The organism is Nostoc sp. (assembly GCF_041747015.1).
GTDB lineage: Bacteria > Cyanobacteriota > Cyanobacteriia > Cyanobacteriales > Nostocaceae > Nostoc.
In genome coordinates this window covers 39953-65739 of the sequence record NZ_JBGTFY010000137.1, presented here as the reverse complement: position 1 = coordinate 65739, position 25787 = coordinate 39953, and the positions used below count along the sequence as shown (strand labels likewise).

The 25787-nt window shown below is 43.4% G+C and carries 23 protein-coding genes and 2 pseudogenes; 8 read left to right on the top strand and 17 right to left on the bottom strand.

The window, feature by feature from the left end; all coding sequences use genetic code 11:
- The coding region (locus tag ACEW80_RS10275; RefSeq protein WP_373526473.1) for a zinc ribbon domain-containing protein at window positions 1–249 on the top strand (249 nt) is incomplete at its 5' end.
- 34 nt (window positions 250–283) lie between these two features.
- Here ACEW80_RS10275 and ACEW80_RS10270 read toward each other — a convergent pair.
- The 3 genes and pseudogenes from ACEW80_RS10270 to ACEW80_RS10260 form a co-directional block, all read right to left on the bottom strand.
- Window positions 284–628 (bottom strand): annotated as a pseudogene (locus ACEW80_RS10270) (hypothetical protein); the annotation flags it as partial.
- Window positions 629–734: 106 nt separating this feature from the next.
- Complete coding sequence (locus ACEW80_RS10265; protein WP_373526472.1) at window positions 735–3929, bottom strand: efflux RND transporter permease subunit; 3195 nt, start codon at window positions 3927–3929, stop codon at window positions 735–737.
- A gap of 92 nt (window positions 3930–4021) precedes the next feature.
- Window positions 4022–5371, bottom strand: coding sequence for an efflux RND transporter periplasmic adaptor subunit (locus tag ACEW80_RS10260; protein WP_373526471.1), 1350 nt, complete (start codon window positions 5369–5371; stop codon window positions 4022–4024).
- Window positions 5372–5663: 292 nt separating this feature from the next.
- Here ACEW80_RS10260 and ACEW80_RS10255 point away from each other — a divergent pair, with 292 nt between their 5' ends.
- The gene (locus ACEW80_RS10255) at window positions 5664–5894 is read left to right on the top strand and encodes a DUF6883 domain-containing protein (protein WP_373526470.1); all 231 of its coding nucleotides are present in this window, start codon (window positions 5664–5666) and stop codon (window positions 5892–5894) included.
- Window positions 5891–6115: a DUF4926 domain-containing protein gene (locus tag ACEW80_RS10250; RefSeq protein ID WP_373526469.1), complete on the top strand. Its 225-nt coding sequence runs from the start codon at window positions 5891–5893 to the stop codon at window positions 6113–6115. The genes ACEW80_RS10255 and ACEW80_RS10250 overlap by 4 nt, the downstream gene beginning before the upstream one ends.
- Here the strand turns inward: ACEW80_RS10250 and ACEW80_RS10245 are convergent.
- From ACEW80_RS10245 to pgk, 6 genes are all read right to left on the bottom strand, one after another.
- On the bottom strand, window positions 6112–6261 hold the full coding sequence (locus ACEW80_RS10245; RefSeq protein WP_373526468.1) for a type II toxin-antitoxin system HicA family toxin: 150 nt from the start codon (window positions 6259–6261) through the stop codon (window positions 6112–6114). The genes ACEW80_RS10250 and ACEW80_RS10245 overlap by 4 nt on opposite strands.
- The gene (locus ACEW80_RS10240) at window positions 6262–6480 is read right to left on the bottom strand and encodes a type II toxin-antitoxin system HicB family antitoxin (RefSeq protein WP_335004823.1); all 219 of its coding nucleotides are present in this window, start codon (window positions 6478–6480) and stop codon (window positions 6262–6264) included.
- 446 nt (window positions 6481–6926) lie between these two features.
- Window positions 6927–9140 (bottom strand): phosphoketolase, encoded by a 2214-nt coding sequence (locus ACEW80_RS10235; RefSeq protein WP_373526467.1) that lies wholly within the window; start codon window positions 9138–9140, stop codon window positions 6927–6929.
- 447 nt (window positions 9141–9587) lie between these two features.
- Complete coding sequence (locus ACEW80_RS10230) at window positions 9588–10037, bottom strand: DUF4276 family protein (RefSeq protein ID WP_373526466.1); 450 nt, start codon at window positions 10035–10037, stop codon at window positions 9588–9590.
- An 11-nt stretch (window positions 10038–10048) separates the two neighbouring features.
- Complete coding sequence (locus ACEW80_RS10225) at window positions 10049–11221, bottom strand: AAA family ATPase (protein ID WP_373526465.1); 1173 nt, start codon at window positions 11219–11221, stop codon at window positions 10049–10051.
- A gap of 136 nt (window positions 11222–11357) precedes the next feature.
- Complete coding sequence (pgk, locus tag ACEW80_RS10220; protein WP_373526464.1) at window positions 11358–12560, bottom strand: phosphoglycerate kinase; 1203 nt, start codon at window positions 12558–12560, stop codon at window positions 11358–11360.
- 89 nt (window positions 12561–12649) lie between these two features.
- Here pgk and ACEW80_RS10215 point away from each other — a divergent pair, with 89 nt between their 5' ends.
- The gene (locus tag ACEW80_RS10215; RefSeq protein WP_373526463.1) at window positions 12650–13057 is read left to right on the top strand and encodes a universal stress protein; all 408 of its coding nucleotides are present in this window, start codon (window positions 12650–12652) and stop codon (window positions 13055–13057) included.
- Window positions 13058–13136: 79 nt separating this feature from the next.
- Here the strand turns inward: ACEW80_RS10215 and ACEW80_RS10210 are convergent, their stop codons facing one another.
- Window positions 13137–13592: a type II toxin-antitoxin system VapC family toxin gene (locus ACEW80_RS10210; protein WP_373526462.1), complete on the bottom strand. Its 456-nt coding sequence runs from the start codon at window positions 13590–13592 to the stop codon at window positions 13137–13139.
- Window positions 13589–13849 (bottom strand): hypothetical protein, encoded by a 261-nt coding sequence (locus tag ACEW80_RS10205; protein ID WP_373526461.1) that lies wholly within the window; start codon window positions 13847–13849, stop codon window positions 13589–13591. The genes ACEW80_RS10210 and ACEW80_RS10205 overlap by 4 nt, the downstream gene beginning before the upstream one ends.
- A 247-nt stretch (window positions 13850–14096) precedes the next feature.
- Between ACEW80_RS10205 and ACEW80_RS10200 the strand changes: the two genes are divergently transcribed.
- The gene (locus ACEW80_RS10200) at window positions 14097–14342 is read left to right on the top strand and encodes an HNH endonuclease (protein WP_373526460.1); all 246 of its coding nucleotides are present in this window, start codon (window positions 14097–14099) and stop codon (window positions 14340–14342) included.
- Between the two features lie 193 nt (window positions 14343–14535).
- Here ACEW80_RS10200 and ACEW80_RS10195 read toward each other — a convergent pair whose 3' ends face one another.
- A complete protein-coding gene (locus tag ACEW80_RS10195; protein WP_373526459.1) occupies window positions 14536–17235 on the bottom strand; it encodes a DUF3536 domain-containing protein in 2700 nt (899 codons plus the stop codon).
- Window positions 17236–17933: 698 nt separating this feature from the next.
- On the opposite strand from ACEW80_RS10195, the pseudogene cax reads away from it, so the two are divergent.
- A pseudogene (cax, locus tag ACEW80_RS10190) lies at window positions 17934–19031 on the top strand (calcium/proton exchanger); the annotation flags it as partial.
- Between the two features lie 159 nt (window positions 19032–19190).
- Here the strand turns inward: cax and ACEW80_RS10185 are convergent.
- Window positions 19191–19673 carry a hypothetical protein gene (locus ACEW80_RS10185; RefSeq protein ID WP_373526458.1) on the bottom strand — a complete coding sequence of 161 codons (483 nt, stop codon included), beginning with the start codon at window positions 19671–19673 and terminating at the stop codon, window positions 19191–19193.
- A complete protein-coding gene (locus ACEW80_RS10180; RefSeq protein ID WP_373526457.1) occupies window positions 19670–20767 on the bottom strand; it encodes an AAA family ATPase in 1098 nt (365 codons plus the stop codon). Before ACEW80_RS10180 ends, ACEW80_RS10185 begins: the two co-directional genes overlap by 4 nt.
- Before the next feature lie 221 nt (window positions 20768–20988).
- On the opposite strand from ACEW80_RS10180, the gene ACEW80_RS10175 reads away from it, so the two are divergent.
- Window positions 20989–21567 carry a Uma2 family endonuclease gene (locus ACEW80_RS10175; protein ID WP_373526456.1) on the top strand — a complete coding sequence of 193 codons (579 nt, stop codon included), beginning with the start codon at window positions 20989–20991 and terminating at the stop codon, window positions 21565–21567.
- Here ACEW80_RS10175 and ACEW80_RS10170 read toward each other — a convergent pair.
- The 3 genes from ACEW80_RS10170 to ACEW80_RS10160 all read right to left on the bottom strand — a co-directional run bounded on the left by ACEW80_RS10170 (window position 21560) and on the right by ACEW80_RS10160 (window position 25383).
- Window positions 21560–22576 (bottom strand): aspartate carbamoyltransferase catalytic subunit, encoded by a 1017-nt coding sequence (locus tag ACEW80_RS10170; RefSeq protein ID WP_373526455.1) that lies wholly within the window; start codon window positions 22574–22576, stop codon window positions 21560–21562. The two genes, ACEW80_RS10175 and ACEW80_RS10170, sit on opposite strands and share 8 nt — an antisense overlap.
- Before the next feature lie 119 nt (window positions 22577–22695).
- Window positions 22696–24048, bottom strand: a complete 1353-nt coding sequence (gene mgtE, locus ACEW80_RS10165) for a magnesium transporter (protein ID WP_373526454.1) — start codon at window positions 24046–24048, stop codon at window positions 22696–22698.
- A 396-nt stretch (window positions 24049–24444) separates the two neighbouring features.
- Window positions 24445–25383, bottom strand: a complete 939-nt coding sequence (locus ACEW80_RS10160; protein ID WP_373526453.1) for an alpha/beta fold hydrolase — start codon at window positions 25381–25383, stop codon at window positions 24445–24447.
- A 210-nt stretch (window positions 25384–25593) separates the two neighbouring features.
- On the opposite strand from ACEW80_RS10160, the gene ACEW80_RS10155 reads away from it, so the two are divergent.
- Window positions 25594–25764: a hypothetical protein gene (locus ACEW80_RS10155; RefSeq protein WP_373526452.1), complete on the top strand. Its 171-nt coding sequence runs from the start codon at window positions 25594–25596 to the stop codon at window positions 25762–25764.
- The last annotated feature ends 23 nt before the right edge of the window (window positions 25765–25787 follow it).

Here is a 25787-nt window from a genome sequence, read left to right as displayed (position 1 = left end):
TTGGTAATTGCAGTGAATCCATCGGGTACGTCGCAAGATTGTTCTAGTTGTGGGGTGAAGGTTCCCAAAAAGTTGCATGAAAGATGGCATTCTTGTCTGTGTGGTTGCAGTCTAGATCGAGATCATAATGCAGCTATTGTAATAAAAAATAGAGCCGTGGGGCATCCGGTTCTTAAAGCTCATCGAGTATCCGAAGCAATAGCTGGATTTGGTGAGAAGCCTACACTGACTGAGTACAGTACAGTGTAGGAGTATGTCACGGTAAATTATTTGGGTCAACACCTTCAGATAGAAATTCTATAACGATCGCTGGGATATCACCTTCTAAATTGGGTGTGTAGGTTTTACGACTGTCTACAACTTGGTTAACCGATGGCACATAAACCCAATCAGGTGCTTTAACAATAAATTGCCCGTTGACAGTCGCACACAATCCAAAATTCGAGGCTATCAACATTTGAGCTTGGATGAATCCGCTGATTTCTAGGCTTTCACGCAAAGCACCAGCCAAAATTGGCTGGTCGGTATTTTCCACTGGTTCATCCTCTAAGTGAAAATTGTCGGGTAACGCTTCCCAAGCAATGACTGGTTGATTGAGCGATTTGGCTTCACCGAGTTGGATTGCCATAAACACAGCATGAATGTAAATTTGTTCTTTAATTTTATCGCTTGAGAAGCGCTATAATAACGCAATTTGGCAATACCAAAGACTGCTGTATGCTCAAAACGAGTAATCAAGCCTTAACCTGATTATTTTTGTTGACGTTGGCTAACTTTTCCGAATTTTTTGGAGTTGGCGATTGCAGTTTACGTCCAGAGAGATCATGGAGCAAACCCATTAGTGCGGGGACAACGGTGGGAGTCAAGATTGTGGAAAATGCCAAACCGCCGGTTAAGACAATGCCTAATCCCTGATATAATTCTGAACCTTGACCTGGTAGAACGGCTAGCGGTAACATCCCCAGCACACTTGTTCCGGCAGACATGAAAATCGCACGTAGGCGATCGCCTGTGGCATTATATAACGATGCATCATAGTCTTCACCTGCTTCCTGAAGTTGCAGGGCGCGTTCAACCAGCAGAATTGCGTTGTTGACGACCACACCTGTAAGGATCACAAATCCTAAGGCCGTAATCATATCCAACGCCACATTCATTCCCGGAATCCGGTTAGCAATTACCAGGCTTAATAGTGCGCCACTCATCCCCATCGGTATGGTTGCCATAATCACCACTGGATAGAGGAATGATTTATATAACGCTACCAGCAATAAATAAGTAATGAAAATCGACAATCCAAAGGCAGTAGCTAATTGAGTAACCGTTGTGGCTAACTGATCGGCTGAACCCGCTAGTTCCAAGCCATAGCCTGTTGGGAGATTGGCACGTAGAGGAGCCAAAATTTCGTCTTCGGTACGTTGTACTAGCGTCCCAAGAGGAGCATTAGGTGCAAGGGAGACGGTGAGACTAATTGAACGCTCCAAATTGACGTGGTTAATGGAATCTGCTCCCGTTGTTTCGCGGACTTCGGCAATATCACTTAATTGCACTTGTCGTCCCTGAGCATAGAGGGGCAATTGGCGTAGTTGTTCTGGTGTTTCCACAGCAGTATTTTGCAGTTCCACTGAGACATCCAGTTCTTGTTTGCCGTCTATATAATTAGAGGCAATTCGACCACCCAATGCAGCTTCTACCATCGAACCAATTTCAGCTTCCGAGAGTCCCACTTCAGCGATGCGTTCCCGGTTAGGAATTACTTGCAATTCTCCGGCTCCCATCACAAAGTTAGAACGCACATTCTGCACTCCCGAAAGCGATCGCAATTTGCCGGTAATTTGCTTTTCCAAGTCGCTGATTTGATTCAAGTCAGCGCCTACAATATCTATTTCAAACTCCTTACCCGGATCGCGGAAAATAGAAATCCGACTGGGAATGATAAATCGGTATCCAGCAAAGTTGCTGCTTTGGGCACGCAACCGATCTACCATCTCAGCTAACCCGGTAGTGGTGGCAAATTCTGGCTTTAAGATTGTGGCAATCCCGCGCAGTGCCCCCGGACGATCAACGTACATGATCCGCTCGACTTCTGGTTGCGATCGCAGATATTTTTGAACCTGTTCAGATTGCCGAATCGCTTCGGGTATACTTGTTCCAGGCAAAGGTTCGGCTCGTAAAACTACCAAATTGCGATTTCCTTCCGGTAAATAATCCGCAGCTGGTAAGAGCAAAATACTAATTACAAGTAAAGCCACGGGAATCGCCAGCACCACTAATCGACGACCAACCCGCTTACGTCCCAGGGACCAACTGACTGTAGATGTGAGAAAGTTTTCAAATTTGCCCTGGAAATGACGAAAAACCGTAGAGGTTTTTGCCACTAAGCGCTCAAACCAATTACCGCCGCGATATTCGCCGCCTTGCATCATTTGCATCGCTTCCGATTGCTTCAGGAATAATCCCGATAACATTGGCACCAAAGTTAAGGCAGCAAACAGGGAGAATAGGGAAGAAGCGGAAAGGGCGATCGCCATATCGGCGTAAAGTTGCCCGGCTTCACCCGTCACCATAATTAACGGTACAAATACAACTACGTTACTGAGAGTAGAACCGAGCATCGCGCCCCAGACTTCCTGGGTACCGTCAATTGCTGCCCGTAGCGGGGTTTTCCCCTGCTGCATATGGGTGAAGATGTTTTCAATGACGACGATTGAGTTATCGACGACCATGCCCACAGAAAACGCTAGTCCTGCCAGACTGATGATGTTCAACGTCCGTCCAAATGCAGACATGACGATGAATACGGCAATTGTGCCAATAGGAATAGTGATAGCAACTACCGCAACCGTGCGGATTGAACCCAGGAAGAGCAACAAGACGATGGTTGCCAGTAATGCTCCACTGATTAAGTTCTCGCTCACGAAAGACACAGATTGATTGATATACTGGCTTTCGTCGTAGTTGTAAACAAAATTAATCCCCTGGTTTTCCCTGTCAAACTGAGTTTGGAGGGCAGCAATCTCCGCCCGAACACCTTTGGCAACCTCTGGCACATTCGCTCCAATTTGACGAATTACACCCACAGCCACCGCAGATTGGCCGTTGAACATTAACGCACTATCTTGCGGTTTACGCCCCATCTGGACTACTGCCACATCCCGCAGGTAAACCGTGCCAGATTGGTCGCGTCGCAGGACAAAGCCTTCAAGTTGCGATAAATCCTGCGATCTGCTAACCGTGCGGACTCGATATTCTCTTCGTCCTAAAATTAACGGGCCACCCCGGATATCGCGGTTGTTTTGCTGAAGCACCCGCACTACATCACCGATACCGAGATTGCGATCGGACAATGCTTGCGGATTGATTTTCACCTCCACTTCCCGCTCTTGTCCACCGACTAAGAGAAATTGTCCAGTTCCCTCGACTCGCCGTAAACGCGGAATGACGACTTCCTCGGCTAAATCTCGATAGTGGTCTGCATTTGGTTGAAAACCTTTTTTGGTGTCAAAGGGAATCCACATCATCGGGGAACTGTTGCCACCCACCAGTTCTACACTTGACTCCTGAGCTTCTGGTGGCAAGCTTTGCACCTGCTGTAATCGGTTTAATACATCTACCATCCGCTCTCTAACGTTGGCATCCTGAGCAAATTCCAGCGTGATGCTGCTACGTCCGGCACGAGAGGTACTGCTGATTTCCTGAACGCCTAACACCTCTTCCATTTGCTCTTCAATTGGGCGCGTAATCAGGTCTTCCACCTCCGTCGGTCCGGCTCCGGGATAGGTAGTCGTAATCGTAATTTCCGGGCGATCGCCCCCTGGTTGCAATTCTAGAGGCAACCTGAGAAGCGAGAACACCCCAAACATCGCTACGAGGCAAAATAAAACAAAGGTGCCATGTCGCCAACGAACGGCGGTTTCGATGAAGTTCATAAAAATTGGGGTTATGGGCATTAAGGCGGGATGATTTATGTCACGCAGAGGCGCAGAGACGCAGAGAGTATAAGGAGTTTTGGATTTCAGTTTTAAATAGGATCAACTACTTTCACAGGTGCACCATCTTGCAACCCATCACCGCCACGCAACACAATGGATTGACCTGTGCGTAAAGTGGGATGATAAATGGCAACATTTTTACCCATGTCAGCAACCATCTCCACTTGAATTTGTTTAGCTTTGCCATCAGCAACCGTAAAAACTAGCCAATCATTTTGCCGTCTGGTTAAAGCGTCTCGTGATACGACAAAGCTAGGCCGGTTCGAGGGCATATTTAAGTTACCTGCGATCGCCATTCCCGGTAATAAACCTGAGATCGGCTTGTTAATTTGGACACGCACACGCTGGCGGCGGGAGGCAGCATCGGCTGAGGGAACTACAGCAGTAATGGTGGCGCGTTGTTTCCATTGCGGGAGGGCACGCGCTGTGAGATCAATTGTCATACCTGGCGTAACGCGACTGCTAAGTTCTTCGGGTAACTCTAGGAAAATGTCGAAGCGATCGCCTGCCACTAATGTCACAATTTGACTAGAACTTTCCACCAAATCGCCATTGCTGATATGCCGGGTTTGGACCACACCCGCTTGGGATGCCACAATCCGGGTTCGCTCTCGTGCTAGTTCGGCTTGAGCTAGGGTAGCTTTAGCTGCTTCGACGTTTGCGCGTTGAGCGGCGATTTCTTCCCGAATTGGCCCAGCTTTGGCTTCGGCGAGTTCAGCTTCGGCTTCTATCCGTTCTCCCTGGCTGTTATCTAAATTTGCTTGGGCTTCTACCAGCAATCTTTGAGACAGGGCACCTTCTTTCACTAGCTCGCTGGTACGTTTCAGATTATCCCGAATTTCTCCTTCTCGTGCCTTGATAGCCCTGACTGCTGCTTGACGTTGAGCAATAATTTCTGGACGAGTACCGACTTCCAAACGTGCCAGATTGCTTTGCTGCTGTGCCAATTGTGCCCGTGCTTGAGCGATCGCCAATTGCTGATCGCTGTCGTCTAGAATAGCGATCGTCATCCCTGACTTGACGCGATCGCCCGATTGCACTAGGATTTTCTCCACAATTCCATTCGTTTGAGCGCGGAGTGTTGACTGCTGAGTGGCTTCCACTTGTCCCGACAATTGCACACTTCTTGTCGCACTTCCAGTTGCTAAGGCGATCGTTTCAATTGCTTTTGGGGCTGGTGCTTTTTGCTGTTGTGCAACAGAGGTTTGTGGTGTACCCCCAGCTAGCATCCGCCAAAGGATAATGCCACCGGTTGCCACAAACAGGATAAGCGATCGCCAGAACCAGGGTTTACGAGAACGAGTAGGCACTAACTCAGAGGTTACAGAACTTTCTGACTGAGTTTCAACAATTGAAGTTTGATCTTCAGGAGTATCCATAGCGGTTCCCGGTAGACTACTGAGGGTTAAAGATTAATGGTTAACAGTCAACACAAGCTGTCAACTGTCAAGTATCAAAGGTCAATTATTTAACTAAATTTCAAATAACATTGCCTTTTTAAACTTTATTGCATAGATATGACACAGAAATGTCAGTTGTAATTAGAGTTTTTGCATAAGTCTTAAGGGTATTAAAGGCTCGTTAATGGAGTTCAAGGTTTTGATTCACACCAAAGTATCATCTAGCTTCCTGTTTGATGATCTAATTACATAATCAAATTTTTCAAAAATCTTGACAGCTTCCTTACCGGAGATATTTGATAAATGTCCCATTTATACGACAACTTCCCCGATTAACACCTGTAATTCCTTAACAATATTCGGAACTCGATATGCTGTAGAAGGTACACTGGTTTCACCGGATGGCAGAAACCCTGTGATTCGTTCGGCTTGGTTTATGGAAACAGGGGAAACTATTCCTAAGTTTGTTACTTCATACCCACTAAAATGGAGAGAAGAATGATTCAAGAACTTGATAGAGTTATTCTGACTAGTAATATCCCAGAATATAGTTTAGAACAGGGTGATATAGGTACAGTTGTTTTAGTACATCAGGGTGGAAAAGGATATGAGGTTGAATTTGTCACCTTGGATGGCGAGACTGCGGCAATTCTTTCACTCCACAGCATACAAGTACGTCCCATTGGTAGAAGAGAAATTGCGCGATCGCGGTTGATAAATTAATCTGAATAGTGCAATGTAATTGATAAAGTTGGTTTTGATTCACGCCAAAGTATCATGTGGCTTCCCGTTTGGTGAGCTAATACATAACCAAACTTTTCAAAAATCTTGACAGCTTCCTTACCGGAGATATTTGATAAATGTCCCATTTATACTACAACTTCTCCGATAAACACTTGCGATTCCTTAACAATATAAGGTTTGCCATGTTTAGCTTGGACATGGAGATATCCCGTAATCGCATCTTTAATATTTTCAATTGCCTCATCTAGTGTTTTACCTTGACTCACACAGCCTGGAAGCTCAGGAACCTCAGCAACATAGCCTTCATATTCTGAATCAAAGGTAAAAATTACTTGAAATTTCATAATAAATTAATCTTGTATGGTCTATGTCTAGAATAAATATAACGCTCAAATCCTAAATTTGTTATTTAATACCATTGCTAGAAGAGCGATCGCACCTTTCGTCAAACCTCCACCAACTCGTCAGCACTGGCTGTAGTTTACCCACACTTATAAGCAAAAGTATTGCGCTTCGTTTCAACTCCTAAACTAAGTTTGGAATTTCTAAATCAAGTTTGGAACTCCTAAACTAAGTTTGGAATTTCTAAATCAAGTTTGGAATTTCTAAATCAAGTTTTGAACTTCTAAATCAAGTTTTCAACTTCTAAATCAAGTTTGGAATTTCTAAATCGAGTTTTCAACTTCTAAATCGAGTTTTGAAATAAAAAACCGCAAATATACGCATTACAACGCAATTTTTCAGCGTTTATATACGTATAAATGCGATTAAAGTAAAAACAATTCTAACTTTAATGCACTAATGCGATCGCACGTTTTGTCAACGCTTCCGCAGTCAATCCATTAAACGCCATCAACTCACCAGCACTCGCTGTAGTTTCCCCACGCTTCCACGCAAAAGTATCGCGCTTCGCTGTACTCCGTAACAGAATTGGTTCCAGCATCCCCGCCGCACCACCAGTAACAGCAATTAATGCATCGCCATCAAATAATTCGGCAAATTTCGCATCATCCAAGAAACTGCCATCAGGTTCAGAACAAGTTTCCCACGCAGTATCATGGCTACGGTACAATTGCCGAGGATTGATCACAGAAACAATCTTCGCACCAATACCTTCAGTTTCCAAGAAAGCCGCAGCTTCAAATACTGGTATTAATGTTAAATCGCCAATTACAGCAAATACAACTTGTTTATCACCAGCTACTTCATGCAATAGCACCGCACCATCACGCAATCCTTGACGAGTTTGTTCTAAAGTAGTCCGAATTGGCAACGGCGATTTACTTGCAGTAATCACAATTCCCTTATTCTTAGTTTTCAACGCCCAATCATAACAGACTTGAATACTATTAGCATCAGGCGGAAATAATGGAAAAACATTTCCATTTCGCATCAGTGAAGCAAAGTAAGCTTCAATTTCTGGACGTTGGTGAGTCCAACCGTTGCGCCCTTGCTCTAATGCGCCAGCTGTGAATAAAGTAATAGTCGAGGGAGTTTGACGGCGCAATTCTGCCATTGCTTGGGTAACAGTTTGCCAAATTGGTAATCCGTTGATGGCAAAAGATTCATAAGAACACCACAAAGTTCTTGCACCCATTAACGCCAAACCCGCAGCTAAACCGGCACAAGCATCTTCACTTAATGGTTCATAAACTTGTCCATTTGGGGCTTGATAATATAAGTCGTCGGTTGTGGGGTGAATAATCTTTAATGCTTGATTGATGTTGGCAATTCCTGATGCTTCGTTACCGTCGGCGTTGGTGACGAGGAAATTTTGATCTTTCTTTCCAACTATTCCTACTAATCGTCCCATCGCGGTTGTAGAAACTTTGGGTTCACCTCCAACGGCATATTCTTCTAAAGGTAATTCGCCTAACTCTGGTAATGGTAATTGAAATTCTGTAACCACAGTTTTTGCTGCTGGACCACCGCCAGCGCGTTCTGCATTGGTGCGTACTAATTGCCAAGCTTCCGCCGACAAAGCGCGAGTTTGCAATGCACTAATAATATGCGGCGCATCTAACGTATCTTTGGGATAAAGGTTGTGAGATTTTGCACCCCGTGCGTGGACTCCTGCGCCTTTGAGTTGTTTAATAATAAAGACGGTAAGCTTGCCACCGAGTGCAAAACGCGCCGCTTGATCTACACCGGAAAGTACTGCTTGAGTAAATGCTAGACGTTTCTCAAAGGAAAAGGCAGTACTATCAATGTAATCCCCTGGCTGGTTTTGATCGTCAAAATCCTTGGCATCCACTAACACGACTTCATCAAAACCATTACCTTGCCAATATGCTTGCATCTGTTCATTGGTTTTGAGAGAAACCATACTGTGATGTTCTTGGCTGTAACCGTTCCACACCAACACCGGCAAAAAGTTGGTGACAGCAGGATAAGCTGTATGGAAATGCGCGATCGCACTGACAATATATGGTTCACCCAATCCACCATCACCAACTGTAAAGGGGAATAACTTATCTTTGTGCAACAGTGCAGCTGCCATTGCAAAGTGTTGTCCTTGTCCCAAAGGTCCGGCCGGTGCGAGAATACCGGGAATGAAACCAGAAAGATGTCCTAATAATCCATGCTTTTCTCGGAAGCGATCGCGCAATTGTTGGACTGTAAAGATTCCCATATCCTCTAGCGAACGATCCAAGAACATGGCACTATAAAATCCAGGGGCGTGGTGTCCAACTTCGGTGATAATGTTCTTGTATCCCAGCATGACAAGAGATGCGTAGGCTTCGGCTTGGCTAGCGAATCCGCCGGGATGCCCAGAAGCCTTACTAGCGGTAACTTGTAAAGTCAGGTAACGGAGGGCATCGGCAGCCAGTAAAGTTTGATATACTGCTGTAGAATCTGCAGGAGATGCGATCGCTACTTTGCCCGACTCAATAGCAGGTGTTGCACCATAAGTTTCAAAATCTGGTAAAGCTTCACCGAAATATTGAATACCTTCAAAAAAATCGGGAAGCGCTGAAGATGCCTTTGGGGAGATTGCAGTCATGCTGAGTACCTTTTAACGATTAGGTGAAACTGTAGATGCTCGTTGAATTTAACAAAAATTTTACATCTTCCAGGTTGTAACAGTTTATTAGTTTTTCGCAACGTTAGAATAAGCACTTTAAATCTTTACGATTAAACAAATCGAGGATATAGCAATCCTATTTGAGTTGTGAAAACTATCAAACCGCCATCTCTACAAGACGCTCCGCGAACGCATCTCTGTTCGCAATTATTTATAGCATTCGGTATCAAAAACACCCTCAGAATAGGTTAGAATATTTTGGGCTATGTCTGAGCATCCAAGTATTAAATTTCAGTTGACAATGCTTCTTAGTCCATCTCGAAAAACCTGAAAACTTTTAGAGAGGTTGTTTTCTATATTCATGTGCGGAGAAACTTTCTGAGCAAAGTCTATTTTTTGTAAACCTGTATGATATCCGTATTTTTTTTAAATTCGATCTAGTTGCTCCCATGTACCTCCTGTGATAGCGTCTGGATTACGAAATTTAGCTTTTTGGGACAAAGAAACAGGAATCCTTTCATATTCAACCCGTATTGCTTGTACATCACCGAGAAACCATGATTCCAGTTCTTCCACAGCAATTCTATGGAGAACAATATTTCCTTTTTGTTTGGTTACTATACTACTAGCATTACAAAGTTTATTTTTTAATTCTTGGCAATTATCTCTATCTTGATCTACTATAATTACGATTCGCCAGTCATCACGTACAGAGTTAACATACGATTTCATCCGCTCAGGCAGTCTTTTTAAAAGTCTATCTTTATTTTGAAAGTTATGAATTTTAAATGTATGAATATCACCTATGATTTTGGGTACAAGAAAATTTAAAGCAACTTCAGTTGAAGGTTCTTCTACTAAAAATTCTATATGCATGATTGATATTACTAATAAGGTAACCCTCTAAGATATCCCTCAGACCAAAGATCACCTAAACCTGCTTGGGATTCTATAAAATGTTTAGCTTCAGGTATTTGGTCAGCCCTTGTAACAGTTGCATAACCCGTATCATCACGTTGGAAAATCCAAAGTTGTCCAGCATCTTTTATTGTGTTAACAAAAAATGGGGAGTGGGTAGAAACAAATACTTGTGCGCGTTGCGAGTAAGCCTGAGCTTCCTCACTTAAAGAATCAAGAAGTCGATGGTGTAGTCCATTCTCTGGTTCTTCAATGCAAAGTAACTGAGGAGGGTTAGGGTCATTTAATAATATCAAATATGCCAGTAATTTTAGTGTGCCGTCTGAGGAAAACCTAGCTAAAAATGGTTTACTAAAAGGTGCATCTTTAAATAAAAGAGCCAGTCTGCCATCAATTGTTGGCTCAGACTCCACTTTTTCTAATTGGGGAACACGGCTAGCCAGTAACTTCAAAATTTTGGATAAAGTTTCTGGATGTTCATCAGCAAGGTATTGAACTACATTGGCAATATTGTCTCCTTCACGAGATAGATGTTCCATTGCACCAGCAGTCGCTAGCTGACGAGCTTGATCTGGTATGAAATAAGAGAGAAACCATCCCTCAATAAAACGGCGCAAACTAGCAATGCGTGGGTTATCTGTTAATTGACCTATAGTTTTAATAGCTAGAGAACTAGGGTCATCCATTTGATAGTGAATTCTTTTGTCATTAATTTCTGGATTTTCACCACTAATTACTTCACCTCCACCATTTTCAAACTTAAGAAAATCAAATGGTTTTCCATGAGAACCGCGTTTCCATTTGAGAGTTTCTCTTGAAACAATTGGCGCTCCATTTTGTAAACCAATAGCAACTGTATAGGTGATTTTAGGAGATTTATTATCTTCACGATACTTAATTAAAATTTCAATTTCTTGACCTTGACAATCACGGGAGATGACTTCTTGAAATCTTCCTCGTTTTTCTAACGCTTTGCGAACATTAGTAGTAAGGCAATCTGACAAGAAACCGATCACATCCAAAAAAGTAGTCTTGCCACTACCATTAGGCCCCAGGAAAACAGAAAAAGGTTTGATATCTTTTAGGGTTATATTTTGGAGAACTCTATAGTTTTTGACTGAAATTTCTTCAATTCTTGCCATTAAAAAATCACTTCCATAACTTTGGTCGCATAATTGCAGAAATACTAACAAAAATAGCAAGGGCACAGTACATCGTGCCCCTACTAAATTTGCAATCAATTAGCTGATGTTGACAATAGCTTAAGAGCTAACTTTATTACGCATCATCTAAAGCTGCAATACCAGGCAAAACCTTGCCTTCAAGTAACTCCAAACTAGCGCCGCCGCCGGTGGAGATGTGGCTCATTTGATCTGCTAAACCAACCTTTTCCACAGCCGCCACCGAGTCGCCGCCGCCAATTATGGTAGTTGCGCCAGTTTTGCTAATTTTAGCCAGAGTATGAGCGATCGCTTCCGTACCTACGGCAAATTTATCAAACTCAAATACACCCATCGGCCCGTTCCAAATTACCGTTTTGGTATCTGCAAGAGCGTCTTGGAAAACTTTTACTGAGTCTGGGCCAATATCCAAACCCATCCAACCATCTGGGATATTCTCAATACTAACGGTTTGAGAATTCGCATCTGGGGCAAAGTTATCTGCTACTACCACATCTGTAGGTAAAAGTAAGCTGACACCACGTTCTTTAGCCTTAGCTTCCAAAGACTTCGCCAGTTCTAGCTTGTCGTCTTCCACCAAAGACTTACCGACATTCAAACCACGGGCTTTGTAGAATGTGAAAATCATTCCACCGCCGATGATTAGCTTGTCGCACTTTTCTAGCAGCGTTTCAATCACGCCAATTTTACTAGAAACTTTGGAACCACCAATAATTGCTGCCAAAGGACGTTGGGGATTTTCAATGGCATTTTGCAGATATTGCAATTCCTTCTCAACCAGATATCCAGCTACAGAAGGACTTAGGAATGCAGTCACGCCTTCAGTAGAAGCATGGGCGCGATGTGCAGTCCCAAAAGCATCATTTACATAAAAATCAGCATTGGCTGCCAATTTTTTCGCAAATTCTGGATCGTTTTTCTCTTCTTCTTTGTAAAAACGGACATTTTCCAGTAACAGCACTTGACCATTTTGCAGGGCGCCGACTTTAGCTGCAACTTCATCGCCAATGGAGTCATTAGTTTTCACAACTTCTTGCCCTAGCAACTCCGAGAGACGCTTGGCAACAGGAGTTAGGCGTAATTTCTCATCCACACCCTTAGGACGACCAAAATGGCTTACTAGAATCACCTTAGCTCCCTTCTGCGTCAAATCTTTGATGGTTGGCAAAGCGGCGCGAATGCGAGTGTCGTCGGTAATGTTGCCTCGATCGTCCACAGGCACATTAAAGTCAACCCGCACTAAGGCACGTTTCCCAGAGATATCAGCCGAAGATAAACTTGCTAAACTTTTTTTGGACACACCAAACTCTCCTGATTGCCTTTTTGTTATTGTTTTGAAAGTAGAACCATCCAGATTTTACCGGAGTCAGGGGTGCCCAGGTGAGTGAGATGTTTAAGACAGTACTATTTCCAATTGATCAAAGCCGGGAAACGCGGGAAGCTGCTGACGTAGTTACCAATATCGTCCAAAAGTACGGCAGTCGCTTGGTGCTGCTGTCTGTGGTAGAAGAACCACCGCCAGATGCGCCTAGTGCAGATCCGATGGTGTCGCCAGAGATAGTTGCCAAACTGCTAGAAAATGCCCAATCTTTATTTTCTGGGCAAGGAATTAAAGCTGAAGTTCTAGAAAAACAAGGCAAACCAGCTTTTACCATCTGCGATGTCGCTGATGAAATCGGGGCTGATTTAATCATCATGGGCTGTCGGGGGCTAGGCTTGACTGAAGAGGGAGCGGATGATAGTGTTACCACTCGTGTGATTAACCTTTCCCCTTGCCCAGTGCTGATTGTGCCCTAGCAGTCCTGAGTGCTGAAAAATTTTAGGTGGTGTGTTACTGTGTTGAGACACTGCCTAAAATTATTTTGATCATTCTTGTTTATTCAGCAGTACTAAAGTCATTGAGCATTAAAACTTGTAACTCTGTAACGCGCCTGAATGCGACATCATTGGTTAAAAAAGCATCACAGCCTGCTGCTAAAGCTACGGCTATCTGAAAAGCATCAGGTAATTGTAGATTGTACTTAGCTCTGATTTGAGCAGCATCTATTGCTAGGGTTTCCTTAGCAAATGGCACAAACTCAATATTGTCATTGTCAGTCATCAACTCAATGAATTCTTGCTGTAATTCTGTTTGTCCCAAACGATAAGGTTGAACTAAGCATTCAGCTAAAGTAATAGGTGAAACAAGACCTACCAGTGGTGTATTTTGAAGTTGATCAAACGCTTCTCTGACCAAACCAAAGTATTGTGGATGTCGCTCAACGAAGTAAATAACTGGTGCCGTATCCAGAAACAAGCGCCTCATACCCTGTAATCTATTTGTAATACTCACTCCTGTTGCCCTAATTGCTTTTCTGCAATTTCTAAATCAGGGAACTCGCCACGCCTCATCCGAGTGACATATTCCTGAGCATCCATTCCTCCCATGAGATTAGGTGCTATACCGGCAAATTCCATAATATCGCGGCTTGGTTTACGTTTGATTTCGCAACGTTGCAGTTTTTGCGTTAGGTAAGCAATTAGATCCAATTGCTCTTCGGGTGTGAGTTTGTAAGCAAGTTGCTTAATTTCGTTTAGTTCTTGAGACATTTTCTATATTTTGGTTCCGCTTATTTTATTTAATGTTAACAATAGCTGAAGTCACAGCTTGGGATCTAAGGTTGTGCGTTAGCGTAGCTCGCCGTTCGCAAAGCGTCTCGTTGGCGCAGCCTCTCGTAGAGAAGAGAAGGCATCGCAAACTGCTGTAATTAAATTTGCTCACTTATCTGCTTGGAGCTATGGACGCCGCTATTTTCCCCAAAGTAGAACTAGATTATTAATAGTTTCGTAAATAATTATGAGCAAAACTCCCCGCATTCGGATTCCACCAGAAGTAAAGAAATATGTCTGGCAACGTGACAAATATCAATGCCAAAGCTGCGGTAAAACCACTGTAGAAATTAACCTCACTATTGACCATATCATTCCCCTGGCGCGTGGCGGTCAAAACGATATCAGCAATCTCCAAACCCTCTGCTTTGTCTGCAATCAGCAGAAAACAGACAACATCGATCCCCGGTTTAGACGCCATTTTGAAAATTGAAAGACTCAGATTCCCAACTTTTTAGAAAAGTATCAACTTAGAGCCAGGGCGAAGATCATTCGCGGCTACACAAACAAAGCCCAGCAACCTGAGTTCAGAGAAAATTAAGGTTTTTAACCCGTGCAGCCGCAGAGAAGTCTGAGCGGAGGCTTTCTTTGATTAGAACTTCGGAGTTTTGCTTGTGTAGACGCAGTTATGCCAACTGATTTGAAATCATGCTGACATCAACGGCTAATTTTTGCCCCAGCTTAAGCAACTGACGGCACTGATGAGTATCTTCTTCATTACCAAGGGTGGTGATACACAGAGGTATTATCTGACTGTGCAGACAACTAAAATATAGTTCTTGCGATCGCTGTAAAGAAATATCAATATTTAGTTGATCCCCGACATCAATCAACCGCTCCAATTGTTGGATATCTGCATTAAAACTACCATTGGCGTCATGCAATAATTGCCAGAGCGATCGCGCAATTAACTGTTCTAAAATCTGCTTACCGTCGGGAATATTCAGCCGACAACGCAGATGTTTTGCTTCGGTGGCGATCGCTTCTAATTCTACTATGTGATTCCAACTTTTTTGAGGATCAGCGATGTCTTGCTCAAGCGATCGTAATGTCATCAGACAGCGATGCCCTAAAGCAATATCTGCTGCTACTTGCAATTCTGGCGGCACTGCTAGCTCATCTCGATGAAACGCCATCAACACACCATAATTATCGCGGTAGACTTGGTTATACAACTGTCCTAAACGTGTCAGTGTTTCCTGACTAAGTAACCGCATAATCCGGTGGCGCTCTTCAGCAAATAGATTTTGCAAGCTGAAAGTCTCTTCCCCAAATAGCTGCGTCATCGCCAAGATAGTCTGAGCCGCACTAGCTTGTTGTAGTGCCACAAACAGTTTTTCTTTTAATTGGCTGTAGTCAAGCCGTCCGGTAAATTGTTGAATGCAGCAGTGGAAATCCCAGCCTCCCAAATGCAGTACAGCAAATACCAAATGCTCGCTTTCCCAGGTAATTTCTGATACCAGCTTTAAATTTCCGACAGCCAGAGTTAGCGATCCCATCCGTTGCAGTTGGTAATCTAGCTCATTGGCTGCGTAGCAATAAACCCGCTTATGGTAACGCTGAGGCTGTTTATCAGCAGCATCTTTTGTAGCCAAAGAATTGTGCGTCTCTGCTGGTTTCTGATGCTTAAACAGGGAGGTAATGGCGTAATGGGCTGCTACTTGCTTGAAACCAAGCTGGGCAGTTAACACCAGTTGCCGATAAATCTCGGCACCATGTTTGAAGTGCTCGACATTACTGGGGGCTAAACCAAGACGCTTGACGAAGCCTTTTTCTAACTGCACACCTGCCACATCCCCCGCCAATTCCAAAGCACGGGCGGCGTAGCGCAGAATTTGTGTCCCTTCTGGACGAGAAATTTCTTCAAAAAACCAACCGCAACTAGTAAACATCAATAAAGCGTGACGCTGCATTTCCAATAAACGGAGGGCGTCAACTTGTTCGATGGCTGTTAGTTTGTGGGTTTGATGACGTGACAGAAAACGGTTAACATTGGCAGCAGAGCGATCGCGCATTACTTGGATATATTCATCTCGTGCTAGCCAGGGATCACGAAATAACTGTCTGCCATTTTCTTCATACACCTCAGTTAGCTGATCTCGCAACCAATTTAAGGCATCCCGCAAGGGACGACGCCATTTCTGATGCCAAACACCGCCTTCTCCACCGCAACCACAATCATCTTGCCATCTATCTACACCGTGGGCGCAACTCCAGGCTGTGACTGACTTCAACTCAACTTCCCAATCGGGAGAATTTAAGCTGAGGTAGTGGGCAAAGTTCGTCACCGTCCAACCGTGTTGGGGAAACTCTTTTGTAAAGGCGAAGGCTAAAGTTTTCTCAGTTCCTTTCTTATGATGTCCAAAGGTTTCTCCATCCGTCGCCACAGAGATCAACTGGGCTGGACGATGATCCCCACGCACTGCTGAACCGATACGTCCGGCAAAGCGACTAGAATTATAAACGACATCACTAAAACCCATGTCCCGCGATATTGGCCCATCGTAGAAGAAGATATCAATGTAGGGTTTGTCATTTGTCATTTGTCCTTGGTCATTTGTTTCCTTTGACTCTTGACTAGCTTTCAAATAACAACGATAAGGACGGGTGGGATCAATCTGACTACCACCGACTTCGTACCATTCAGGATTGGGATGATCTTGAGTGGGGAGGGGACGACAACGCAGCGCCTGAGAGGGTGCAAGGATAATGAAGCGAATACCCTCAGCAACGAGAGCTTCTAGGGTTGCGTAGTCCACGCCGGTTTCTGCTAGCCAGATACCTTCGGGATCGCGGCCAAAGCGGGAGCGGAAATCTTCTTTACCCCAACGAATTTGGGTATATTTGTCGCGTTCGTTCGCCAGAGGCATGATGATGTGATTATATACTTGCGCGATCGCATTGCCGTGACCATACAAGCGATCGCTACTCTTGGCATCCGCTTCCAAAATCCGCTGATAAACCTCCACATCGTAGCGTTCTAGCCACGACATCAGCGTTGGGCCAATATTAAAACTAAAATACTCATAATTGTTGACGATTTCCACCACTTCGCCTCGGTCATTCAAGACTCTGGCAAAAGCATTTGGGCGATAACATTCCCAATGAATCCGCTCATTCCAGTCATGGAAAGGCGCAGCGCTCGGTTGGCGTTCAATTGCGTCCAGATAAGGGTTTTCCCTTGGTGGCTGGTAAAAATGACCATGTACCGTCACATAAACACCATTAGCCTTTCTCAGGGGATCGGTTTCTTTGGTGTTATTGGGATCTGAATGTAATGTTAACGTTGAGCCAGAGTTAGCTGGCATTTGGGCAGCAGAAGTCATGTATATTTATCCAAAACAAAAAACTTGCAGTTGCACCGAAAACATTGTGCGTAAAACTTTCTACAATAGTTTTGAACACAAAATCCGGTATAGACGACAACTATGGAATACAGTCAAATTTTTGCAAAATTGGTTCTAGTATAGTAGGAAATCTGCGTTATTGCACAGCGCACGCAAAGTCCGTTGGGCGGCTCTGCCGACTTAAAGGAACTTTGCAAGACAGCCTTTTCCCTGAAGGCTCAAAGTAATTCGCCATTGAATAACGCCTCAGTTATGGGTTTTCTCTTCTTCAACGCCAATTAAAATTTTGATTGTATTTTAATATATTAAACCTCATTTCTGGCATGGTATCATACCTCAAATTCGGATTTTTGCAACAAAAGATTGCGAAAAATCCTTAAATCGCAATCTTATTTTACATCTTAACACTGGACTAAAAACAGTACAATTTCTGAATTGATTTACAGACGGTTGAGAGTATCCTATGGGAGTAGTGAGTAGTGAGTGCTGAGTAAATTAAAGGAAAGAAGATAAATAGCTAAATATAAATTAAGTTAAAGTTCGTAGTTAGCCCTAAAGCCCCAACTACAAACCATGAAGTATCTTCAGTTAACTATGCTCACTTACTTGACACCATTTCTTTCTTGTTCACTCAAGACTCAGCACTCATAACTCCGTAGAATACCCTCAACTCAAGACAACAAATGTCAACTAAAAACATTATTCTTCTCGTTTTATTACTGTTTATCCCGGTTTCCTTAGCAGCTCACTTTCTAGAGTGGGGAGAATTGATAGTTTTCATTACAGCTGGATTAGCAATTTTGCCCTTAGCAGCTTGGATGGGTACAGCTACAGAAGAAATTGCTGTCGTAGTGGGGCCATCATTGGGGGGCTTGTTAAACGCCACCTTTGGCAATGCTACGGAATTAATCATCGCCCTAGTAGCGCTGAACGCTGGGTTAGTAGATGTAGTCAAGGCCAGTATCACGGGATCGATTATTAGCAACTTACTACTGGTGATGGGTTTATCCATGCTTTTGGGAGGACTGCGCTACAAAGAACAAACATTTCAGCCAATTGTGGCGCGGGTGAATGCTGCTTCGATGAATTTGGCGGTAATTGCCATTTTGATGCCAACGGCGATGAATTACACTTCTCAAGGAATTAACGAAGAAACACTTCAAAACTTTTCTATTGCTGTTGCTGTAGTATTAATCCTGGTTTATGCCCTAACACTGCTATTTTCGATGAAAACCCACTCCTATTTATATGATGTGGGTGTAGCGGAGATAGAAGCAGAGGAAACCTCTCATGCTAAACCAAATATGGCGCTGTGGGTTAGCGTGCTGCTAGTATGTACCTTGCTAGTGGCAATTGAGTCAGAAATGCTAGTCGATTCTCTGGAGGTGGCCACATCTCAGCTAGGTTTGACGGCGCTGTTTACAGGGGTGATTTTGGTTCCCATCGTCGGTAACGCGGCTGAACACGCCACAGCTGTTACCGTGGCGATGAAAAATAAGATGGATCTCTCCGTTTCGGTAGCTGTGGGATCAAGTATGCAGATTGCCCTATTTGTTGCGCCCGTGTTGGTGATAGCAGGCCGGATATTGGGTCAACCAATGGATTTGGATTTCAAACCCTTTGAATTAGTAGCTGTGGTTGTGTCAGTGTTGATTGCAAACAGTATTAGTTCTGATGGGAAGTCTAATTGGCTGGAAGGCACCTTGTTATTAGCTGCCTATACGGTGTTAGGGTTCGCCTTTTACTTCCATCCAGTTATGGATGCTGTGGGTTAGTTAGCTAGCAGTGCTGCATCTACGCCCGTCGTAGACATCGCTCTTGATTATCGCTAAGGGTGAAATTTTTGAAATCATTCTTAGCGAACAACTGCGATCGCAAGTTTCTATCAGATTGCTATAATAATCCCGCAACTTATAAAGTGTCTGATATCTACTTTAATTAAACAGAAATGGTTTGACAGATAAAATCATCCGATCTAACTCAGTTTTATTGTGTTTGAGAAGATCGTGTCCCCACAATTCATTCGTGTTATCGGAGCAATCTTTTGCAAGAGCTTCTCCGATCTTTTCAAAATCCTTCTTAATATCTCTCTTTAAACTTTCTGGTTCAGATAACACTCCAAGAACAAATACTCTATCTTCTAAATCATCTGGAATCTGAAGCTTTACATAACTCAATCTATCTTTATCTTGATCAAAATCAATCAGCAAAGCAATCATCCTGTGTGGATATTGTCGCATTTTAAAGGCATAATGATTTGTGAATTTCTTCACAACGTTTTTCCAACCACGAGCCACTGGTAAGACTTGAATAAGGGGGCTATTGGGTAGATAAACAATAAATCCGTTCGCAATCTGGCGATTAGCATCGTCTTCGGGCAACACAAGAATATGAGGTTTATCCTTATTTATGCTCATAGTTCTATATCGCCACTAATCAAGGCATCTACAAGATCACCTTGAACAGACATATCACTGAGTAATCTGATCAAAGTTGGCTCTAAGTGGCTTTTTCGATCAAGTACAAAGGTATTTTCATTTGAAAACTTTCGGATTGCTTCCTCATCATGCGAAGTCATCAAAATTTGTCCACTATTCTTAAATGAGCGTCGCAGTGATGTTATAAAAAGTCCAACTTCTGACAAGGATAGATAGTTGTCCGGCTCGTCCCAAAAGCAAAAAAGTGGACCGTATGATTTGTTAGCAGCCAAAAGAACAGCACAAAGAAAAAAGCATTTTTCACCGTCAGATAAGTCTTTAAAGTTAACACTCAGATTCGCATTATTTTCTTCAAAGCGAACAATCATGCTTTTGAAATCTTTGCCGATTAGCTCATTCAGAAAATCCTTAATATCAGGCATAACTTCTCGAAGATATTGGTCAACCTGTGTGTAGGCACCAGGATAGCGACTGAGTAACCCAGAAAACCACTCTCCGAAGTTTGAAGCATCCCGTTTTGGCTCCAAAGTGTCGTCGTTAGATTCTCCTGTCATCAAGCTTGGGATCGGGGCTAAAATGATCATGCGAGCAAGCCAAGTCTTGAAAATATGAATAGGATCAGTCTGAATTACTGGAAGGGCAACAAGATGCCAATCTACTAAAAACTGAGCCTCACGATTTTGTGAGTTGTTGTAAACAGTGACTTGAGCTTCTTTTCGAGAGTATATTGGATCTCCTGCAATTATCAATTGCTCTTCAAAAACTCGAAGCTCTTTAAATTTTTCTGGTAACTCTAAAGCTAGGACATATTTGTATAATTTCTTTTCAATTAATACTTCTATTTCAAACCGAATCGGAACATCAGACCTTCCACTAGCGAAATCCTTCGACTGGACAAGTTGGCCAACTCTATTAATGCCTCGACCTATAGACTGAAGTACCTCTAATGCAGAGGCAATAGTTGATTTACCTGCACCGTTTTTTCCAATCAAGAGAGCAGATGACATCCCCTGTATGGGCAGTTGAAAGTTTTCTAGACATCTGAAGTTGTGTATATATAGTCTTTGGAGCATAGGAAAACTATTCCGAGGAGTTGAAAGTGAAAGAACTTTTTGATCTACCTAAGTTAATTATTTATGTAATTGCATCACTTCTACTACGACTATGATCGTACCTTACGTTTTATTGCAAATTGGATGAACTGCGATCGCACTCGATCATTTGATGTCTACGACGGGCTACGCCTACGCACACCACACCACTAAACTAGAAAGTAAGATGCTCAGGATAGCCTATGGATGCCACGATAACCACTTTATTCAAATTGAAAATCGACTTGACTGATGATCAATTTTTCCAGGTATGTCAGAAAAACCGCGATTATCGATTTGAGCGTACAGCATCAGGGGAATTATTAATTATGCCACCTACAGGTAGTGATACTGGCAGACGTAATGTGAAAATTACTACTCAATTAGATATTTGGAATTCTGAGAGTAATTTAGGCGAAGTTTTTGACTCTTCAACTGGCTTTACTCTACCCAATGGTGCAGAACGTTCTCCTGATGCTTCTTGGGTGAAGCTTGAGCGTTGGAATGCTTTAACCCCAGAACAACAAGAAAAATTTGCTCCGATTTGTCCTGATTTTGTAGTAGAGTTACGCTCTCCTAGTGATTCTCTAAAAGATTTGCAGGAGAAAATGCAGGAGTATATCGAAAATGGCGCTCAATTAGGTTGGTTAATTGACCGAAAAAATAAGCGAGTAGAAATTTATCGTCCAGGCAAAGATGTAGAGATATTAAACAATCCTAATAGTTTATCAGGAGAAAATGTCTTACCTGGATTTGTGCTGCATTTACAACAGATTATGTAGCCTTGCCGCTACCTAACAAATACAGCAAGGCCATGCGAACGGCGACACCGCTGGTAACTTGCGATTGAATGAGACTAAATTCTGGGTCATCCATCAAATCAGAACTAATTTCAACACCACGGTTAACTGGCCCTGGATGCAAAACTTTGACGTTAGGTTTACAAAGTTGCAGTTTTGTGCGTGTAATACCAAATAGCTGATGATATTCTCGTAAACTTGGTAGCAAATGAGCCGTCATCCGTTCTTTTTGCAGGCGCAAAGTCATGACAAAATCGGCATTCTCCAAAGCTGGTTCTAGCTGCCAATGTAGAAAAAGTTGAGGAGTGGGGGAATAATTCCTGACTCCTATCTCCTCAGAGATATATTCGGCAAATAATTTGGGTAAGAGGGTAGGTGGTGCTGCGAGATGCACTTGGGCACCACTGGCAATTAAACTCCAAATATTCGATCGCGCCACGCGAGAATGGAGAATATCCCCAACGATCGCAATCTTTTTATCCTTTAAAAGTTCTAATCTGGGATGATGCGAGTCTATTAAGGTACAAATGGTAAATAAGTCTAGCAGTGCTTGGGAAGGATGCTCATGTTGACCATCACCAGCATTGAGGACACTAACTTTTACACCTAGACGATCCATTTCAGATGCGATCGCATTGGGTACTCCTGCCTCTCGATGGCGGACTACCATAATATCAGTTCCCATCGCTAAATAGGTCTTCGCCGTGTCGAGAATTGTTTCTCCCTTAGTCATAGAAGAAGTGGCTGCGGCGAAGTTCAGCGTATCTGCACTTAAGCGTTTGGCAGCGAGTTCAAAACTGCTGCGAGTACGGGTAGAGGATTCAAAAAATAAATTTGCCACCACTTGTCCCTGCAAGGTTGGCACTTTTTTCGTCCGCCGTGATAGCACCTCTTGAAAAGAAGCAGCAGTTTGCAAAACTGTATCGTATTCAGTAGTAGTGAAGTCAGCTAGGGAAAGAATGTGATGACGATTCCAGGTATTAGTAGTCATAAGATGAGGAGAGTGGAGATTAAAGACTCATTCACGAGTATCAAAGACTGGTTAGTGAGTATCAAAGACTCTTTAGCGAGTTTCAATGCCCAATGCCCAATGCCCAAATACAATACCTTTCACGCTGGTAAATGTAGTACTTGCAAAGCAAAAGAAATCAGAGTGAGGAACGTCAAAAATCCAATTGTATCTAACATTGTTGTCACTAACGGCCCACTAACTAGCGCTGGGTCGAGCTTCAGCCGTTTCAAACCCATTGGCAGTAAAGTGCCGAGTGTAACAGCCACAATTGTATTAGTTGCCATTACCATGCCGGCAATTAAAGCCACCCATCGCTCTTGGGGTCGCGCCCAAATTAAGGAAAGCAGGATCATTGTTGTGGCTAAAACTACGGCTGTGGCTAAACCAGCTAGAAGTTCTTTGCGAAGAATTTTTAGAGTATCTTTGGGTGTTACCTCACCTACTCCCAAGCTGCGGATTGTTACCGTTAACGATTGAATACCAACAGTGCCACCTGTGTTAGAAAAAATCGGCATGATCACTGCTAAAACTGGCACTGCGGCAATTACAGATTGGAAAGGCGCGATCGCACTGGCTGCACCAATATACAAGCCCATGATGCCTAACAGCCAAGGCAAACGGTTGCGGATAGTGAGTAAAGGAGAGGACAAAGCAGTTTCATCACCACTTACACCAGCCAGTTTTTGGATATCTTCTGTAGCTTCTTCTTCCAAAATATCCATGACATCATCAATAGTGACAATGCCTACTAATCGGTCTTCTCGATCAACCACGGGGATAGCGATTAAGTCATAGCGCTGCATGATTCGCGCTACTTCTTCTTGAGGGGTTTCAGTTGTCACTTTGATGACGCGATTGCTAGCAATATCCCCGATGGAAACATCGGGAAAGGTAAACAGCAATTGGCGCAGTGAAACAACTCTCACTAGCGTCCGGTTGTCGTCTGTAACGTAGGCGTAGTAAATCGTTTCCTTGTCTTCATCCTGACGGCGGATTTTGCTCAGGGCTTCACCGACAGTTAACCCTTCCCGTAATCGAACATATTCCGTTGTCATCACTCGCCCGGCGGTACCTTCGGCATAACCGAGAATCGTTGCCGTTGCTTGCCTTTCTTCTGGACTTAGTTGCTGTAGTAGCCGTTTGATTACCCCAGCCGGGAGTTCATCAAATAATTCTGCCCGTTCGTCGGGACTCATGGCTTCTACAAGCTGCACTACCTGAACATCATGGAGAGAATTAATTAGTTCTTGCTGCACTTCTGTTGGCAGATATTCAAATACATCAATTGCCTGACCTTTGTTGAGTAAACGGAATGCGATCGCTCGTTGTTTTTCAGGCAATTGTGTAATGTATTCTCCCACATCTACAGGTTGTAAACGATTTAAATCCCATTTCAACTGATTTAAATCGGTAGTATCAGTCAGCAAATCACGAATATCTTGTGTAAGCATTATATGTCCTCCCAAAAATCTCCCCCGCGCTGGGAGACTTCCTCACCAACTCAGAGGAGTGTGATACTGCCATCTTGTGGACTATGGTCCATAAAATCTCAAAAATTCAACATCGATATCCAAGTCTGGGCATCGCTAGTGATAATCCTAACCCAGAATGGCGATCACCGCTAGATATTGACTGTTTTTAGGAGGAACTGGGCGTTTAATTCATACTTCTGGTTGGCATTTAGAGCGTTACCTCATTTGATATCACTCAATACGGTTCGGTTAAGCTCAAAAATAAAAATGCGTAGGTTGGGTTGAGGAACGAAACCCAACATTTTGCGGCGTAGGTTGGGTTGAAGCTTTGCGAAACCCAACCTACAATATTTTTAACCGAACCGTATTGTGATATCACTTGGTAATAGAAAACATCCACTCGCTTAAAAGTTGGTTTACTTTATCGGGTATTTCATCATGAGGACAATGACCCGCAGTTAAAAAATGTTCTGTCAATTCTGGACAATATTGACGAAATTTTTGAGAACGTTCTTTAGCATTCATCCAAGGATCAGCTTCTCCCCACAACATCAATAAAGGACAAGTTAATTGCTTTAATAGCACATCAACTTTTTCCCCTTGAGGAGTGCTAAAAACTGAAACAAATACATCTAACGCACCAGGATCGTAAGCAGGGCGAGAAATTTCTTCGACTAATTGGTTTGTAATCGCACTCTTGTCAAGATAAACTTTTTCTAGAGTTTGGCGAATTACCCAGCCTTGTCGCACATATTGAAATAATAAAAACTGGGCTAAAGGTTGTTGAAAAATCCACTTAACCGAGTCACCAAAAAGTTTCTGCAAAGTAGCAGATTGTTTAGGAGGCTGAATTTCTGATTGTAAAGCTTCAGGTTCAGATGTCGGCTGGCTTTCGCTGAATGGCCCTGCACTGTTGAGCAAAACTAAACCAGTTGCACTGTTGGGATGTTGGGCTGCAACACATAAGCAAGCATAGCCACCAAGGGAGTTACCTGCTAATACTGCTTTTTGACCAATGACTTCACTGATAAAATCGTTAAGTTGGTCGCGCCACAAGTCGCCACTATACTGCAATTTTTGTTTTGCCGATCGCCCGAATCCCAAAAGGTCGATCGCAAATACTTCAAAATCTTGACACAATCCTGTGATATTCTTGCGCCAGTGGTCTGTAGAAGCACCAAATCCATGTACCAAGAGCAAGGGCGGACGTTGCGGTTGTTTCTCTCCCGCACGCACATAATAAATACTGTGCCCTCGCCACTGCCAATATTTACCAGGAGTTGGGGTTGTAGAGGGGGCTGTAATTGCCTGCATAATTAAAAGAAATGTTAAGTAGCTTTTAATAATTGTAGGCTAGTGGAAGGAGTGGGGGCAGAGAAAGCAGAGGAGATCCCCCCAACCCCCCTTAAAAAGGGAGGCTAATGTCTCTTTTACCCCTTTTTTAAGGGGGTTGCCGGAGGCGGGGGGATCTTAATCGAAGCGTATTGGGAGATAAAGAAGCAAAAATGTCGGAAGTTTGAGCCTTTGAACCTCAATGTTGAGCCTTTGAACCTCGATGTTGAGTCTTTGAGCCTCGATGTTGAGTCTTTGAGCCTCGACGTTGCACCTTTGAGCCTCGACGTTGAGCCTCTGAACCTCGACGTTGAGCCTCTGAACCTCGACGTTGAGCTTTTGATGCTGAAGCTTGACAAATGACAAATGACAAATGACAAATGACA

Excerpts from the sequence above, each read along its gene's own strand:
- ACEW80_RS10240 (WP_335004823.1), bottom strand. The coding sequence starts at position 6,480 with ATGAAATTTCAAGTAATTTTTACCTTTGATTCAGAATATGAAGGCTAT.
- ACEW80_RS10170 (WP_373526455.1), bottom strand. The coding sequence starts at position 22,576 with ATGACTACTAATACCTGGAATCGTCATCACATTCTTTCCCTAGCTGAC.
- ACEW80_RS10175 (WP_373526456.1), top strand. The coding sequence starts at position 20,989 with ATGGATGCCACGATAACCACTTTATTCAAATTGAAAATCGACTTGACT.
- ACEW80_RS10230 (WP_373526466.1), bottom strand. The coding sequence starts at position 10,037 with ATGCATATAGAATTTTTAGTAGAAGAACCTTCAACTGAAGTTGCTTTA.
- ACEW80_RS10160 (WP_373526453.1), bottom strand. The coding sequence starts at position 25,383 with ATGCAGGCAATTACAGCCCCCTCTACAACCCCAACTCCTGGTAAATAT.
- mgtE (WP_373526454.1), bottom strand. The coding sequence starts at position 24,048 with ATGCTTACACAAGATATTCGTGATTTGCTGACTGATACTACCGATTTA.
- ACEW80_RS10200 (WP_373526460.1), top strand. The coding sequence starts at position 14,097 with ATGAGCAAAACTCCCCGCATTCGGATTCCACCAGAAGTAAAGAAATAT.
- ACEW80_RS10265 (WP_373526472.1), bottom strand. The coding sequence starts at position 3,929 with ATGAACTTCATCGAAACCGCCGTTCGTTGGCGACATGGCACCTTTGTT.
- ACEW80_RS10195 (WP_373526459.1), bottom strand. The coding sequence starts at position 17,235 with ATGACTTCTGCTGCCCAAATGCCAGCTAACTCTGGCTCAACGTTAACA.
- ACEW80_RS10250 (WP_373526469.1), top strand. The coding sequence starts at position 5,891 with ATGATTCAAGAACTTGATAGAGTTATTCTGACTAGTAATATCCCAGAA.
- ACEW80_RS10180 (WP_373526457.1), bottom strand. The coding sequence starts at position 20,767 with ATGCTCCAAAGACTATATATACACAACTTCAGATGTCTAGAAAACTTT.
- ACEW80_RS10205 (WP_373526461.1), bottom strand. The coding sequence starts at position 13,849 with ATGTCTCAAGAACTAAACGAAATTAAGCAACTTGCTTACAAACTCACA.
- ACEW80_RS10215 (WP_373526463.1), top strand. The coding sequence starts at position 12,650 with ATGTTTAAGACAGTACTATTTCCAATTGATCAAAGCCGGGAAACGCGG.
- ACEW80_RS10260 (WP_373526471.1), bottom strand. The coding sequence starts at position 5,371 with ATGGATACTCCTGAAGATCAAACTTCAATTGTTGAAACTCAGTCAGAA.
- ACEW80_RS10235 (WP_373526467.1), bottom strand. The coding sequence starts at position 9,140 with ATGACTGCAATCTCCCCAAAGGCATCTTCAGCGCTTCCCGATTTTTTT.
- ACEW80_RS10185 (WP_373526458.1), bottom strand. The coding sequence starts at position 19,673 with ATGAGCATAAATAAGGATAAACCTCATATTCTTGTGTTGCCCGAAGAC.
- ACEW80_RS10245 (WP_373526468.1), bottom strand. The coding sequence starts at position 6,261 with ATGGGACATTTATCAAATATCTCCGGTAAGGAAGCTGTCAAGATTTTT.
- ACEW80_RS10225 (WP_373526465.1), bottom strand. The coding sequence starts at position 11,221 with ATGGCAAGAATTGAAGAAATTTCAGTCAAAAACTATAGAGTTCTCCAA.